The sequence below is a fragment of the Mycobacterium sp. 4858 genome (assembly GCF_900240975.1).
GTDB lineage: Bacteria > Actinomycetota > Actinomycetes > Mycobacteriales > Mycobacteriaceae > Mycobacterium.
The window spans coordinates 2,938,330-2,952,115 of record NZ_LT968776.1; the positions used below are offsets into that span (position 1 = coordinate 2,938,330).

Below are 13,786 nucleotides of genomic sequence, written 5' to 3' on the forward strand. Positions count from 1 at the left end.
CGTGCAGCTTTCTTTCGAAAACCGGACGTATCTGGTCACCGGCGGTGGCAGCGGAATCGGCAAGGGCGTGGCCGCCGGGCTGGTCGCGGCGGGCGCCTCGGTCATGATCGTGGGCCGCAATCCCGACCGGTTGGCGGGGGCCGTCAGCGAGATCGAGGCCCTTTCGGGCGGCGGTTCCATTCGCTACGAGCCGACCGACGTCACGAATGAGGAGGAGGCCGCCCGCGCGGTGGACGCCGCGACGGCCTGGCACGGTCAACTCCACGGGGCGGTGCATTGCGCAGGTGGCTCCGAGACGATCGGACCGATCACCCAGATCGACTCAGAAGCCTGGCGGCGCACCGTCGACCTGAACGTCAACGGCACCATGTACGTGCTCAAGCACGTCGCGCGCGAGCTGGTGCGGGGTGGCGGGGGATCGTTCGTGGGCATCTCGTCGATCGCGGCCAGCAACACCCATCGCTGGTTCGGCGCCTATGGGGTGAGCAAGTCGGCCATCGACCACATGATGCAGTTGGCCGCCGACGAACTCGGACCGTCCTGGGTGCGGGTCAACAGCATTCGGCCGGGCCTGATCCGCACCGATCTGGTCGCGCCGGTGTTCGCCCTGCCGGAGGTGGCCGAGGATTACCGCGAGTGCACGCCGCTGCCCCGCCCCGGCGAGGTCGAGGACGTCGCCAACCTGGCGATGTTCCTGCTCAGCGACGCGGCCTGCTACATCACCGGGCAGGTCATCAACGTCGACGGTGGGCTGATGCTGCGGCGCGGCCCGGACTACTCCGCCATGCTGGAGCCGGCGTTCGGCGCCGACGGGCTACGGGGAGTGGTCTGACGCCAGGCCGGCGTCGCGGTCGGCGAGCGTGGCGAGCGCCGACCAGTCCAGGTGCCCGCCGCCCGATGCCACCAGGGCCAGGAAGCGGTCGCGCAGCAGGCTTGCCACCGGCAGGGGCACCTGCAACTGCTCCCCGGCGGCGAGCGCCAGCCGGACGTCCTTGAGGCCCAGCTCGGCGGCGAACCCGGCCGGCTCGAACTCCCGGCGCGCGATCAACCCGCCGTAGGTCTGGTAGACGGGGGCGGCGAACAACGTCGACGTGAGGATGTCGACGTACTGCTGCCTGTCGACCCCGGCCTTGGCGACCAGCGCCACGGCCTCACTCACACTCTCGATCACCGACGCGATGAGGAAGTTGCCGCTTAGTTTGACCAGGTTGGCGGTGTGCGGCTGCTCGGATACCACGAAGGTCCGCTGGCCGATCGCGTCGAACAGCGGGGAGAGCGCCTGTAGCACCTGCGGCTCGCCCGCCGCAACAACGAAAAGCTTTGCCGCCGCGGCCGCGTCGGGCCTGCCGAACACCGGTGCCGCGGCGTAGCGCTGGCCGGCTTCGGCGTGTGCGGCCGCCAGGCGCTCCGAGAGGGCGACACTGATGGTGCTCGACGAGACGTGCGTGGCGCCCGGAGCCAGCGAAGCGACTACGCCGGCCTCACCGAACACCACATCCTCGACGGCGTGGTCGTCGGCGAGCATGGTGAACACCACCTCGCCGTGGCACGCCTCCGCCACGGCGGGCGCCGCCGCGGCGCCCTGCTGCACAAGCGTCGCCGTCTTGTCGGGGGAGCGGTTGTAGACGATCACGCGGTGGCCCGCCTTCAACAGGTTCGCGGCCATGCCCTGCCCCATCCTGCCCAAGCCGATAAATCCGATGTCCATGCGTCCACTCTGCCTTGTCCGGGGGCCGTCCTTTGCAATGATGAGCCCCTAGCGACGCGACGAGCAGGGAGCGGCAATGAAGCGACTCGAGGGCAAACGGATCCTGGTGACCGGCGCCGCGTCGGGCATCGGGCAGGCGACCGCGCTGCGACTCCTCGACGAGGGCGCCACGGTGGTGGCCTCCGACGTCGCGGAGGGCGGCCTGGGCGCCACGCATGCCCGCGCCGACGAGGCGGAGACGGCCGGTCGTCTGACCACCATGCCGATGGACGTGGGCAACGAGGATTCGGTGGTCGACGGCGTGTGCCGGGCCGTCGAAACGCTCGGCGGCCTGGATTCGTTGGTCAACGCCGCCGGCATCCTGCGCGCCGCGCACACCCACCAGACCTCGCTGGAACTGTGGAACCAGATCGTCGGCGTCAACCTGACCGGCACGTTTCTCGTTGTGCGGGAAGCGCTTCCGGCATTATTGGCGAATTCGCGCAGCGCGATCGTCAACTTCAGTTCGACGTCCGCCTCTTTCGCTCACCCGTATATGGCGGCATACGCCGCGAGTAAGGGCGGGATCCAGGCGTTCACGCATTCGCTGGCGCTCGAGTACGCGCGCGACGGCCTGCGCGCGGTGTGCGTGGCACCCGGCAGCATCAAGTCCGGGATCACCGATGCAACCGGCGGATACATCCCGAAAGACGCTGACTGGGCGCTGTTTTCAAGGTTGATGCCGATTCTGCCGACCACGGTGGAGTCCAGCGGCACCGGGATGGCCGATCCGTCGGTGGTGGCCGGGGTGATCGCCATGCTGGTGTCCGAGGACGGCGCGTTCATCACCGGAACCGAGATCCGCATCGACGGCGGGACGCACGCCTAGCCGGCGACCCGCGGCGGCCCGCTGCGCCCGGTTTCGCCGCGCGGCTAGTTAACGCACGGCACGCCGCCGCCGCCGATCGGCTTCCCCTGATCGGGCGTCGGATAGGTCGTCGTGGTGCCGTTGTAGTAGTACGGCTTGGCCTTGGTGGACGTCGTGGTGGTCGCGGTTTCGTCGGTGCTGTCGTCAACCATGGACACCGAGAAATTCGTATCGACGGTCACCCTGATGTGGCCGGGCTGAACGCTGGGGTCGGGCTGGCCGGGCGCGTCGAGGCCGAGCAGTTTGGCCACGTTCGCCGCGTCGGTTTCCGCACCGGCGCCGTACGCGACCGTGCTCGCCGTAGGCTCGCCCGAGTTGCGGTCGCGGGTCTGGCCCGTCGTGTAGCCGTGGTTCTGCAGGGCGCGGGACACCTCGGTCGCGAGCCCACTCGTGCTGCCCGCATTGATCACATCGACGACGGTCGACGGACTGGGCTTGGCGGCCGTGGTGGCGGGCGCTGTGGTTGTGGGCGAGGCGCCGATCGCCGTGGCCACCTCGGCCTTGATCGCCGCCGGGTCGATGATGTTGACGTCCTGACCGTCGATGTTGTCGTAGCGCACCACCGGCAGCGTGCGGAACTCGACGTGGCCGCTGGAGGCCAGCGAACCGAGCCGCTGGATCATCTCCTCGTCCCAACCGGCCGACAACACCACATCCTTGCGTGCCACGGCCATCAGGCTTTTGAGCTTGTCCAGATTGGTGAAGGTCCCCGCGGCCTGCAGCTCCTGCATGACCGACGAAATGAACGCCTGCTGCCGATGGGTGCGGTCCAGGTCCCCGTTCTCCAGGCCGTGGCGCTGCCGCACAAAGGACAGGGCCTCTGACGCGTCCAAGGTCTGCCGCCCGGCCGGGAAGTCGGCGCCCGAATACGAGTCGTAGACGGGGTGGTTGAGGCAGACTTCCACCCCGCCCAGGGTTTGGGCCAGGTCGTAGAACCCGGCCAGGTTGACCTCGGCGAAGTAGTCGATCGGTACGCCGGTCAGGCTCCGCACGGCACGCAGGGTCGCCGCCCGGCCGGCTTCCCGGCCCTTGGTCTCGAGTTCCTTCTGAGTGCTGGTGCCCTGGTTGGCGAGCTTGTTAGCGACGTACTGCTTGGTCAGGCCGTACGCCTCTTTGATCTTGATGTGGTTGTAACCCGGCACCCCGTTGAAGGCGACCCAGTCGTCGCGTGGGATCGAGAAGGCGACGACTTTGTCGTCGGCCCCGACGTGCACCAGGATCAGGGTGTTGGTGTTGTAGCCGCCGTCGTCGGAATCGCCCGCGTGCAGGTGCTTCAGAATCGACCAGGGCAGGTCGTTGCCGTCCTGGTCTTTGCGGGAGTCCAGCCCGATCAGCAGGATGTTCATGTTGTCGCCGCTGGAGCGCGGGTCGTCGGGCTGCAGGGCGTTCGAGACGGTGATGCCGCCCAGCGCGCCGTGCGCGACGTAGTACCCCGCCCCGGTCAGGCCGACTGCCGCCACGGACACCAGCGCGCCCAAGGTGCGCGTCAGTCCCTTGCGGAATCGGGAGGGCTGACGGACGGCTCGATGACGGTGGTGGGCACCGCCAGAGCGGGCCATCACAAACCTCGGCCCAAACCCAGCGCATCGCCGGGCACCGCGGCGGCGGTTTGCGGCGATGTCGCTTCAAGCATGGTGTCAAGTATGCGTTAGCTTGCTGTGAAGCCCCCAATCGAGAACGGGTTCCCGGCACGCTCGACCGGCAGCGCCCGGCCGGCCGTCGGGGCGGCAGCATCTGCCTGACCAGCGTGTTCCGAGCGAACCGTCTCGCGGGGGTTTCACCGACGTCACATGGCCGGCGTGACCGAATCGAACTTGTGATCGAGCCGAAATGACGGCTATCCGGCTTTGACGAGGTCCTCGCCCGACTCGTAGAACACGGTGATGTTCGAGCCGGTCACGATCTCTGCGAGGTACACACCGAGCGGCTCCACCTCGTAGTAGTAGTGAACGTTGCCCCGGGGGTCGACCGCCGTAGCGCACGACAAGCCCGGCGCCCCGCAGCGTTGTTTGATGGGTACGGCGAGAACGGCGAGGGCCACCATAACGGCAATCCCGGCGACCAGCCGACCCCTGCCGAAGGCCCGCCTGGTCGTTGGTGCCGGATGCATCACCGTTGGAGTGTAAGCGGCAGGCCAGCCCGATCCGGCTCGGCGCAGTAGGTTTTGCAGCTATGGCCATTGCAAACCCCGGCGGCGCTGCATCGCCGCAGACCCGGGTCGAGGTGCTGGGCAATATCGGGCCCAACTGGTTCGCCGCGGTGATGGGCACCGGGATCGTGGCCAGCGCCGGCGCGGCCCTGCCCGTGCACGTGGTGGGACTGCGCGCCTTCGCCCAGGTGGTCTGGGTGATCGCCGCCGTCCTGCTGGTGGTGCTCATCGTCCTGGTCGGGGGCCACTGGTTGCGCCACCCCACGGTGGCGCGCACGCACGCCCGCAATCCGCAGATGGCGCACTTCTACGGCGCCGCCCCGATGGCGCTGATGACGGTCGGCGGGGGAGCGGTGCTGGTCGGAAGGGATCTGCTCGGCGAGCGCGTCGCGGTAGACCTGGACTGGGTGTTGTGGACGGCGGGAACGCTGGGCGGGCTGTTCACCGCTGTCAGCATCCCGTTTTTGATGTTCACCCAGCACAACGTCGAGCCCGACGCGGCCTTCGGGGGCTGGCTGATGCCGGTGGTCCCGCCCATGGTGACCGCGGCCATGGGGGCGCTGCTACTGCCGCACATGACGGCGGGCACCGGACGCGAAACCATGCTGTACGGCTGCTACGCGATGTTCGGCCTGTCGTTGCTGGCTTCGCTGAACATCATCGCGATGATCTGGGCGCGCCTGACCCTCTACGGCACGTCGGGCTCGGCGCGGGTGCCGACGCTGTGGATCGTCCTGGGTCCGCTCGGCCAATCGATCACCGCCGCAGGGCTTTTGGGTGCAAGCGCGGGACTGGCTGTCAACCCCGAGCTGGCCGAGGACCTGAATGCCTTCGCGATCCTGTACGGAGTTCCGGTGTGGGGTTTCGCGGTGTTGTGGATCGCGCTGGCCACGGCGCTGACCGTGCGCACGCTGCGTCGCGGCATGCCGTTCGCGCTGACGTGGTGGAGCCTGACCTTCCCGGTCGGAACGTTCGTCACGGGCACCTCGCAGCTCGCCGGCCACACGCACCTGCCCGCTTTCCGGGTGGCCGCGGCGATCGCGTACGCCGGGCTGTTGTTCACCTGGCTGCTGGTGGCTGTGCGCACCGCGCGGGGGAGCCTGCGCGGCAACCTGCTCAAGCTGCCGCCGAGCACCGCGCCGGTCAAGGCCAGCAAGGAACCGGTGTCCTGAAGCCGCGGCGGCCGAGTTCGTCCGCGTTTCGGCGCCCGGGGTCGGCGGGTAGGCAACCCTGAGCCGATCGGAGGTGCTAAATGATGGACACGATCGAGCCGCCGGAGCGTGGCACTCCCGACGAGACGCCCGAGCGGCTGGCGCCGGCCGAGACACCCGAGCGGCTAACCCCGGCGGAACCGCCGGAGCGTTTGACGCCGTCGGAGCCGTCCGAGCGTCAGCCGCGGACACGAGCAGCTTGACGAGATCGGAGGTTGAGGATGCGCGCTGAGGAAGGCGACGAAACCGTTAGCGACTACGCGGCGGAGGGAAAGCAAGCTCTCGGCAGGATCAAGGCTTCACAATGGGCCGGGAGCCGCCTCGGCGATGTCGCCCGGCGGTTTTCGCGCCTGTGGCGCGGCGATCACTCGTCGGAAGGCAAACCGGACGCATAGGGGTGGTCACGCGGGCGCGGGGTACCGGTGGGCCCACGGGGCGGCGTCCTCGAGTTGGGCTGCCAGCTGCAGGAGGTCGGCGTCGGCGCCCAGGCGCCCGACGAATTGAACCCCGAGGGGAAGCCCGTCGTCGGTCCAGTGCAGGGGCACGCTGATCGCGGGGCGTCCGGTGATGTTGGCGAGCTGCGTATAGGGCACCCATCCCAGGCTCTCCTGGACCAATTGGTCGAGAATCCCGCTGAGCGCCATGAGTTTTCCCGCGCGCAGCTTGCTGGCGATGCGGGCCACCTGTTGGAGGGGCCGCGGCGTGGCCGTCGCGCCGACCCGGAGCGGTGGCGTGGCCAGGGTGGGGGTCAGCAAGCAATCGAAGGTCTCGTGGAACCCCGCCAGGGATCGGATGTGGTTGTTGCGGTTCTCCAGCGCGAGGATCGGTGCCAGCACGCCGGTGGACCGGGCGAGTTCACTCACGGCCAAGGTGTCGGCCTCGAAATCGCGGTCGCCGGCGCCGGTGCGCTGTCTGGCGTCCGCGACGTGCTGGTAGAGCTGGGCGAACCAGATGGTGAGAAAGTCACGGGCGAGGGCGGCGTCGTCGTACGGCGGCCGAACCTCCTCGACCCCGTGCCCCAGACCGCTCAGGAGCGATACCGCCCGTTCCACCGCGGCGACGGCTTCCCGGTCCGGGTGTGGGTTGATCGCCGAAGACCACGAGTACCCGATCCGCAGCGTGCGCGGACGACGCTTGACGTGGTCGGCGAAAGTGCCTCGCGGAAGGGCGACTTCGTAGGCCGCGTACGGGTCGCGGCCGACGATCGCGTCGCACAGCGCGGCGCTGTCACGCACCGTGCGCGAAACGACGCCCTGGGTCACCATCCCGAACATCGGCTCGCCGGTCTGCGGCCCGTACGGCGAAAGTCCGCGGCCGAACTTGAGGCCGACGAGCCCGTTGCAGGCGGCGGGGATGCGGATGGATCCGCCGCCGTCGTTGGCCCCCGCGGCCGGGACGATCCCGGCCGCGACCGCCGCCCCGGAACCTCCGGACGAGCCGCCGGGGGTGTGCTGGGTGTTCCACGGATTACGTGCCGGCCCCCAGTAATCGGATTCCGTCACGCCCTTGGCCCCGAACTCGGGGGTGTTGGTCATCGCGAAGATCACCAGCCCCGCGTCCAGGAACCGCTGCGTCACCAGGGCGTGTCGATCGGCCACGTCGTTGGCCAGCGAGCGGGAACCGCTCGAGGTCGGGAAGCCGCGATACTCCTGCGCGAGGTCTTTGATCACGAAGGGCACACCGGCGAACGGTCCGCTCAGGGCCGGGTCGGCGGCCCGCCTGTCCGCGACCTCGCCGAGGTGGCGGACGATCGCGTTCAACCGCGGATTGACGGCGTCCGCCCGCCGCCGTGCCAGTGCGAGAAGTTCGGACGCCGTGACCTGCTTGCGCTCGACCAGTTCGGCCAACGCGGTCGCATCCAAGGACAGGTATTCGTCAAGCTGCATCGGTTTCTCCTCAGGACGCTCCGCTGCATCGTATTGGAGCCGCTTCGGGGCCCGGGTCGGCGCCGAAACGGCTTAGTATCACCTGATGCCCATGGCAGTGGAACCGTTTTCGATCCAGGGTCCCGGCGGCGTACGCATCGTCGCCGACCGGCTGGGCGATCCGCAGGCGCGGGCCGTGGTGTTCCTGCACGGTGGCGGGCAGACGCGTCGTTCGTGGGGCAAGGCTGCTGCCGCCGTCGCGCAGCGCGGCTGGCAGGCCGTCACCGTCGACCTGCGCGGCCACGGGGAATCCGATTGGTCCGACGCGGGCGACTACCGCGTCGTCAGCTTCGCCGGCGACGTCCGCGAAGTGCTGGGCACGCTGCCCCCGCAACCGGTGCTCGTCGGCGCATCCCTGGGCGGCTTCACGTCGATGCTGCTCGCGGGTGAGCTGTCCCCGGGCATCGCCAGCGCGGTGGTGTTGGTCGACATCGTGCCCAACATGGACCAGTCAGGGGCGAATCGGATCCACGCCTTCATGTCCGACCGGGTGGAATCGGGGTTCGCCTCACTTGACGAAGTCGCCGACGCCATCGCCGAATACAACCCGCACCGGCCGCGGCCCACCGACCTGGACGGCCTGACCACGAATCTGCGCCGCCGCGGCGATCGCTGGTACTGGCACTGGGATCCCCAGTTCATCAGCGGAACCGCCGCGTTTCCGCCGTTCGAGGTTACCGACCCCGATCGCATGCACGCGGCCGTCGACGCGATCCTGCGCGACGGCGTGCCGATGCTGTTGATTCGGGGACAGATGAGTGATCTCGTCAGCCAGGAACGCGCCGACGAATTCCTGGCGCGCTTCCCGCAGGTCGAGTTCAGCGACGTGCGCGGTGCGGGGCACATGGTGGCCGGTGATCGCAACGACATCTTCGCCGACGCCGTGCTGGGCTTCCTCGCCCGCCACGTCGGCGACTGATCATCGGTTTGTCGCCTCGCGGCGAAAGCTGTTGCGGTGCAGAGCAATCGCCATCGATTTGCCGTTTACGTCAATTCGCCGCGGGCGGGCCGGCGGGCGTATTCCGAACGGCCGGGCGGCCGAAACCCGCTCCCGCTGTTAGCATGCTGCCCGATACATCAAGAGAGGTGGCGTGGCCATGCGGTGGTTGCGAGGGTTGGGCCTGGTCGGCGCTGTGGTCGTCGCCACGATGGCGTTGGCGAATCCCGCGCGTGCGGATTCGGGCGTGACGCCGGGCATGAAGGTTGAGGATGAAAATAACTCGTGCACAGCGGGTTTCGCGGCGAAGGGTAACGACGGCAGCTATTACCTGATGACCAGCGGCCACTGCGACGCCCATGACGGTTCGTTGTGGACGTACGGGAATTCGTTACCGCTCGGGAGGATCAGCGCCAGCGAGCAGGAGGGTGAGACGCGGGACGCGGCGATCATCCGCCTCGATCCGGGCGTCGGCGCGCCGATAGGTGATGTCGGCGGCAGGTATGTGGTCCGGGATGTGTTGAACGGCGACCAAATTCGGGAGGGTGTGCCGTTCTGCAAGATCGGTGCGGTCACCGGCGAGACCTGTGGGGTCGTCAAGCATGTCGAAGGTGGCGTTGTCACAGCCAGCGTGTTCAGCCTCAACGGGGACAGCGGCAGCCCCGGTTTCGTGAAGAACGATGACGGCACCGTGAGTGCGGTGGGTTTGTTGATGTCTTCGCCCGAGGGCGACGACAACACCACCGACTTCGTACTCGTCGATCCGCTACTGGGCAAGTGGGGGTTGCGCGTTCTGCCGTAGCGTGCGGCGTCGCGACACCGCGTTTCTCTTTCACCGGCAGCGGGTACCCGGCTCGCGGCTTTGCGGGCGTCAGTGCTGCAGGTTCGGCGTGGGCTCGCGGAGTCGACCAGGCCAACGAGTTGGCAGTGCGGAACCAGCGACACGAAGGAGAGCAGTGGTGAAGCGTGGGTTCGTCGTCGGCATGGCGGGCGTAGCCGTGGTGGCCGCCGCCTGCGCCGGCTGTTCGAGTAACAAGTCAACCACCGGGTCCTCGTCCTCGTCGTCGCCGTCGGCGGCCGGCCCGCAGGTCATCGTGGACGGTCAGGCGCAGAACGTCAGCGGCCAGGTCACCTGCGCCCCGGCGGGCGACAACACCAACATCGGCATCGGTGACCCCACAGCCGGTGTCGGCGCGGTGGTCAGCAACGCCAACCCGCCCATCGTTCACTCGGTCGGGCTCGGCAGCGTCAACGGCATCACCCTCGGCTTCTCCGACGCCGCTCCCAACCAGGGCGGCAACGCCGGAGCCGCGGTGAACGGGAAAACCTATGCGATCAAGGGCACCGCAACCGGGCTCGACATGAGCAACCCGCAACAACCGCAGCAGGTGACCAAGTCATTCGAGTTGGACGTCACCTGCCCCTAGTGCAGGCGATCCACACCCAAGAGGGGACGCAGCTATGTCAATGAAACGTGTTGTCAGCGCGGCGGCGCTCGCGGCGGGCCTGAGTATCTCCGCGATCACATTGAACGCCGGTTCGGCCTTCGCGGCTCCGCTCGGCCCGCCCCCGCCGTGCCCGAACTGCCACGGAGGTGGTGGTGGTGGCGGTGGCGCTCCCGGCGGCGGCGGCGGTGGTGGTCCGCAGAGCGGCCCGGGCGGTCAGCAGGCCGGACCCGGCGGCGCGCCGGGCGGGCAGAACAATCCTCCCCAAGGGGGCCAGGGCCCGAACAACCCGCCGCAGGGCGGCCCGAGCAGCCCGCCGCAGGGCGGGCAGAACGAGCAGGGCCGCCAGAACAACCCGCCGCAGGGTGGGCAGAACCCGCCGGCGCCCGACGAGCACGGGCAGTACCCCCAGCAGGGCGGCCCGAACGAGCAGCCGAACAACGCGCCGAACGATCACGGGCCGAACCCGCCGGGTGGGCAATCCAACGCGCCGGCGAGCGAACACAACGCGCCGCCGCCGGAGGGCAGGCAGGCCCTCAACCCGCCGAGCACGCAGCCACCGCACCAGCCCTATGTCCCGCGCGGGACCTATGTCAGCGGCAACGCCCAAGTTGGCGGGCCCGGCGACGCGCGGACCGGCTTCAGCGTCGTGGACCACGGCGCCCCGCCACCACCGCCGCCGCGAGGACACGGCTGGAACGACGGCCCGGCACCCGGCCACGCGCCGCCACATTGGGTGGGCGCGCCGCCTCCGGGTGGCTGGGACGGTCCGCCGCCTCCGGGCGGCTGGAACCGTCCGTGGTCCGGGCCTCCGCGTGACGTCGTCGTGGCGCAGGCCGATTTCGGGCCGTTCCAGTACGACACCTACACCGCCATCCCGGTCTTCAACTGGCAGTTCGGCGGTTGGGGCTTCTGGTACATGGGAGTCTGGGTTCCGCTGTACTGACGGTCCGGCCTGACCGGGTCGCCGCAACGGGCCGCCGACCGACGCAGCCGCTACAGCCGCGGTGCGCCCGTCGGTGGGCGGTCGGCGGGTGGTCGTGGCAGGCTCCGGGAATGGATGTGCGGGAAAACGTTCGCCGAGCCATCGAGGTCATGACGGCGTGGACGTCGGACAGCGGCAATGAATTCGCATGGAGCCGGCTCGTCGAGAACGTCACCAACGAACCCGACGGCGAAATCATGCTGCTGATGGGTTTCGTCAATCTCGCCGGCGAGTTGGGCATCAAGCTGGAGAGGGCGACCGGCCAGACGATGCGCACCCATCTGCAAGACATCGCCCTGAAGTACCTGTGAGGGCCGCGTGAACACGATGGACAAGCGGTTCGTTCGGGTCGGCCGCGACGGCGGTGTGCTCTCGGTCGAGCTGATCAATTCCAAATCGCTCAACATCGTCGGCACGGCCGCCATCGAGGAATTGACACGGGCGTTCGTCACCGCCGGTGATGACGATGACGTTCGGGTGGTCGTCCTGCGCGGTGCCGGGGACGCGGCGTTCATCGGCGGCGCCGACATTCATGAGATGGTCGCCCTGGACCGCGTCAGCGCCGAAGCCTTCATCCGTCGGCTCGCGGGCCTTTGCGAGGCGATCCGTCAATGCCCCGTCCCGGTCATCGCCCGGCTCGCCGGGTATTGCCTGGGCGGTGGGCTCGAGGTCGCGATGTGCTGCGATCTGCGGATCGCCGAGTCCGGCGCCGAATTCGGCATGCCCGAAGTGGCGGTCGGAATTCCCTCGGTGATCCATGCGGCCTTGATGCCGGCGTTGATCGGGGCGTCGCACGCGGCCTGGCTCCTGCTGACGGGCGAAACGATCGACGCCGGCACGGCCGTCACGTGGGGCCTGGTGCACGAGGCGGTCGCTCCCGACGCGCTTGACCCTCGCATCGCCGCGCTCGCTGGCAGGCTCGCGGGATTCGGCCCGCACGCGGTCCGCCAGCAGAAGCGGCTGCTCAACAAGTGGTTCGACATGACGGTGCACGGGGCGATCGAGGACAGCATCGAGCAGTTCGGTCTGGCGTTCCTGACCGGGGAGCCACAAGAGCACATGCGGGCGTTCCTCGCGCGCAAGAAGGACCGAGCCTAGCGCCGGCGCATCACGGGGACGTTGAGTGCGAAATCCCTTGCGGTGCAAGCTTATCAGCCGGGCGTATAGTCTCTACTGCGGGTGAGTGGCGAGGTAGTCCCCGACGGGGATCGGGGCCGGCGCTGAGTAACCGACGGGCAGCAGAACGTCGCCGGCGGTGGTGACGTAATAGACGTCCCAGCGGTAGTAGGTGGGGAACGCGGCCGGATCGGCGGCGATCAATGCGGCGTATTGGTCGACCGCACCGACGTATTGGTGCGCGTGGTTGTAGCCGTAGATGGCGCGCGCGGGGTCGTTGGCGAAGCCGTTGGCGGCGAGGAACCGGCCCGCCGCCATGATGCTGTCGCGGGGCGAGTTGATGTCGCCGCCCTGGCCGTAGGTGGCGAAGGTCGACGGCAAGAACTGCATGGGCCCTTGGGCGCCGGCCGTGCTGACCCCGTTGATGCTGCCGAAGCGGGTCTCGACGAAGTTGATCGCGGCCAGGTAGTTCCAGCCGACGCCGGTCTCGGCTTCCGCCGCGTGGTAGTCGTTCATCAGCTCGTCGGCCGGGACCGGGGGGTCGATCCGCCACGCGGGAAGCGTGTCTTTCGCGGGCGTCATAGCCTGCAGCTGGCGCCGGGCGTCGAGGTTGCGGTCGTAGACGTCGGCCAGTTCGGGCGGGATGCGTGGCCGGGTGATCGAGTCCCATTCGGGGTGCCTCCCGATGGCCCGGTACGCGGCCTGCTCCCGGTGTGCCGCCGCTATCAACGCCGGCTCCGGCGTTGAGGGGTCACGCAGCGCCCGTTCGTCGGCGACCAGGTCGTCGGCCAGTTGTGCGGGATCGGTCGCCAGCTGGGGCTGTTCGCCCTGGGGTGGGCTTGGTGCGGCGGGCACCGCCCTGGATGCGAGCGGAGTGGCCGCCGCACTCGGTCCGTTCGCAGCGGTTGGCGCGGTGGCGGTCGGCTTCACGGCCGACGATGAACAACCGGCGATTGTGAACACGGCCACGCAGAGCAACATCGGCGCGGTGTGCCGTATTGTCCGGATATTCGCGACGCGGTCACGGCTCACTGTGATCACTTCCGTCGATTGCCCTGATCAGTCTTCCGCATCGAGCGGTCCGACATCAATGCGGCCGACCGACTGCGGCGCCGGCGGAAGTGGAAATTCCTTCGAGTTGCGGCCGATACCGGCGCATTCCAGACTGGGAAATCAGCTTCCCTGCAGAGCGGAATTGTTATATGCCTGACGACCCGGCCGGACCGTCGGCGAGACGAACCGGGGTCCTGATGCGCCCGGCGATTCTGGTCGCAGTGCTGACGGCGTTTGTCGCCGGACCGCAGATCCCGCCTTTATTGCCGCCCGGGTGCGCGATTGGGTGGACCATGGTCGGGGGCGTGTTGATGTTCGTGCCCGACTGCACGCACCGGTCTCAGGCTCCT

Annotated in this window: 15 protein-coding genes; 10 read left to right on the forward strand and 5 right to left on the reverse strand. The window is 68.7% G+C overall.

The window, feature by feature from the left end:
* Position 1 precedes the first annotated feature (1 nt).
* Positions 2 to 832, forward strand: coding sequence for an SDR family oxidoreductase (locus C1737_RS22440; RefSeq protein ID WP_068094720.1), 831 nt, complete (start codon positions 2 to 4; stop codon positions 830 to 832).
* Here the strand turns inward: C1737_RS22440 and C1737_RS22445 are convergent.
* Positions 815 to 1,708, reverse strand: coding sequence for an NAD(P)-dependent oxidoreductase (locus tag C1737_RS22445; protein WP_102419490.1), 894 nt, complete (start codon positions 1,706 to 1,708; stop codon positions 815 to 817). The genes C1737_RS22440 and C1737_RS22445 overlap by 18 nt on opposite strands.
* A gap of 76 nt (positions 1,709 to 1,784) precedes the next feature.
* Here C1737_RS22445 and C1737_RS22450 point away from each other — a divergent pair, with 76 nt between their 5' ends.
* Positions 1,785 to 2,576, forward strand: a complete 792-nt coding sequence (locus C1737_RS22450; RefSeq protein ID WP_102419491.1) for an SDR family NAD(P)-dependent oxidoreductase — start codon at positions 1,785 to 1,787, stop codon at positions 2,574 to 2,576.
* 44 nt (positions 2,577 to 2,620) lie between these two features.
* Here C1737_RS22450 and C1737_RS22455 read toward each other — a convergent pair whose 3' ends face one another.
* A complete protein-coding gene (locus C1737_RS22455) occupies positions 2,621 to 4,174 on the reverse strand; it encodes an LCP family protein (protein WP_102419492.1) in 1,554 nt (517 codons plus the stop codon).
* Positions 4,175 to 4,452: 278 nt separating this feature from the next.
* The gene (locus C1737_RS22460) at positions 4,453 to 4,725 is read right to left on the reverse strand and encodes a hypothetical protein (protein WP_067922904.1); all 273 of its coding nucleotides are present in this window, start codon (positions 4,723 to 4,725) and stop codon (positions 4,453 to 4,455) included.
* A 62-nt stretch (positions 4,726 to 4,787) separates the two neighbouring features.
* On the opposite strand from C1737_RS22460, the gene C1737_RS22465 reads away from it, so the two are divergent.
* On the forward strand, positions 4,788 to 5,936 hold the full coding sequence (locus tag C1737_RS22465; protein ID WP_102419493.1) for a TDT family transporter: 1,149 nt from the start codon (positions 4,788 to 4,790) through the stop codon (positions 5,934 to 5,936).
* A gap of 440 nt (positions 5,937 to 6,376) precedes the next feature.
* Here the strand turns inward: C1737_RS22465 and C1737_RS22470 are convergent, their stop codons facing one another.
* Positions 6,377 to 7,861: an amidase gene (locus C1737_RS22470; RefSeq protein WP_102419494.1), complete on the reverse strand. Its 1,485-nt coding sequence runs from the start codon at positions 7,859 to 7,861 to the stop codon at positions 6,377 to 6,379.
* Between the two features lie 91 nt (positions 7,862 to 7,952).
* Here C1737_RS22470 and C1737_RS22475 point away from each other — a divergent pair, with 91 nt between their 5' ends.
* The 6 genes from C1737_RS22475 (at position 7,953) to C1737_RS22500 (ending at position 12,365) form a co-directional block, all read left to right on the forward strand.
* The gene (locus tag C1737_RS22475; protein WP_197509202.1) at positions 7,953 to 8,819 is read left to right on the forward strand and encodes an alpha/beta fold hydrolase; all 867 of its coding nucleotides are present in this window, start codon (positions 7,953 to 7,955) and stop codon (positions 8,817 to 8,819) included.
* A 172-nt stretch (positions 8,820 to 8,991) separates the two neighbouring features.
* Complete coding sequence (locus C1737_RS22480) at positions 8,992 to 9,639, forward strand: trypsin (RefSeq protein WP_067922899.1); 648 nt, start codon at positions 8,992 to 8,994, stop codon at positions 9,637 to 9,639.
* Positions 9,640 to 9,796: 157 nt separating this feature from the next.
* On the forward strand, positions 9,797 to 10,264 hold the full coding sequence (locus C1737_RS22485; protein ID WP_067922989.1) for a lipoprotein LpqH: 468 nt from the start codon (positions 9,797 to 9,799) through the stop codon (positions 10,262 to 10,264).
* Positions 10,265 to 10,304: 40 nt separating this feature from the next.
* A complete protein-coding gene (locus tag C1737_RS22490) occupies positions 10,305 to 11,228 on the forward strand; it encodes an MAP_0585 family protein (protein WP_102419495.1) in 924 nt (307 codons plus the stop codon).
* 110 nt (positions 11,229 to 11,338) lie between these two features.
* A complete protein-coding gene (locus C1737_RS22495) occupies positions 11,339 to 11,578 on the forward strand; it encodes a hypothetical protein (RefSeq protein ID WP_067922891.1) in 240 nt (79 codons plus the stop codon).
* 16 nt (positions 11,579 to 11,594) lie between these two features.
* Positions 11,595 to 12,365 carry an enoyl-CoA hydratase gene (locus C1737_RS22500; RefSeq protein WP_233214848.1) on the forward strand — a complete coding sequence of 257 codons (771 nt, stop codon included), beginning with the start codon at positions 11,595 to 11,597 and terminating at the stop codon, positions 12,363 to 12,365.
* Between the two features lie 72 nt (positions 12,366 to 12,437).
* On the opposite strand, the gene C1737_RS22505 is transcribed toward C1737_RS22500, so the two are convergent.
* Positions 12,438 to 13,364, reverse strand: coding sequence for a lytic transglycosylase domain-containing protein (locus tag C1737_RS22505; RefSeq protein ID WP_102420078.1), 927 nt, complete (start codon positions 13,362 to 13,364; stop codon positions 12,438 to 12,440).
* On the opposite strand from C1737_RS22505, the gene C1737_RS27305 reads away from it, so the two are divergent.
* A complete protein-coding gene (locus C1737_RS27305) occupies positions 13,258 to 13,593 on the forward strand; it encodes a hypothetical protein (protein WP_233214872.1) in 336 nt (111 codons plus the stop codon). The two genes, C1737_RS22505 and C1737_RS27305, sit on opposite strands and share 107 nt — an antisense overlap.
* Positions 13,594 to 13,786 lie beyond the last annotated feature (193 nt).

What these genes read in the sequence shown, in the direction of transcription:
- C1737_RS22445 (WP_102419490.1), bottom strand. Translation starts at nt 1,708, where the DNA reads ATGGACATCGGATTTATCGGCTTGGGCAGGATGGGGCAGGGCATGGCC.
- C1737_RS22450 (WP_102419491.1), top strand. Translation starts at nt 1,785, where the DNA reads ATGAAGCGACTCGAGGGCAAACGGATCCTGGTGACCGGCGCCGCGTCG.
- C1737_RS22455 (WP_102419492.1), bottom strand. Translation starts at nt 4,174, where the DNA reads ATGGCCCGCTCTGGCGGTGCCCACCACCGTCATCGAGCCGTCCGTCAG.
- C1737_RS22460 (WP_067922904.1), bottom strand. Translation starts at nt 4,725, where the DNA reads ATGCATCCGGCACCAACGACCAGGCGGGCCTTCGGCAGGGGTCGGCTG.
- C1737_RS22465 (WP_102419493.1), top strand. Translation starts at nt 4,788, where the DNA reads ATGGCCATTGCAAACCCCGGCGGCGCTGCATCGCCGCAGACCCGGGTC.
- C1737_RS22470 (WP_102419494.1), bottom strand. Translation starts at nt 7,861, where the DNA reads ATGCAGCTTGACGAATACCTGTCCTTGGATGCGACCGCGTTGGCCGAA.
- C1737_RS22475 (WP_197509202.1), top strand. Translation starts at nt 7,953, where the DNA reads ATGGCAGTGGAACCGTTTTCGATCCAGGGTCCCGGCGGCGTACGCATC.
- C1737_RS22490 (WP_102419495.1), top strand. Translation starts at nt 10,305, where the DNA reads ATGAAACGTGTTGTCAGCGCGGCGGCGCTCGCGGCGGGCCTGAGTATC.
- C1737_RS22495 (WP_067922891.1), top strand. Translation starts at nt 11,339, where the DNA reads ATGGATGTGCGGGAAAACGTTCGCCGAGCCATCGAGGTCATGACGGCG.
- C1737_RS22500 (WP_233214848.1), top strand. Translation starts at nt 11,595, where the DNA reads ATGGACAAGCGGTTCGTTCGGGTCGGCCGCGACGGCGGTGTGCTCTCG.
- C1737_RS22505 (WP_102420078.1), bottom strand. Translation starts at nt 13,364, where the DNA reads ATGTTGCTCTGCGTGGCCGTGTTCACAATCGCCGGTTGTTCATCGTCG.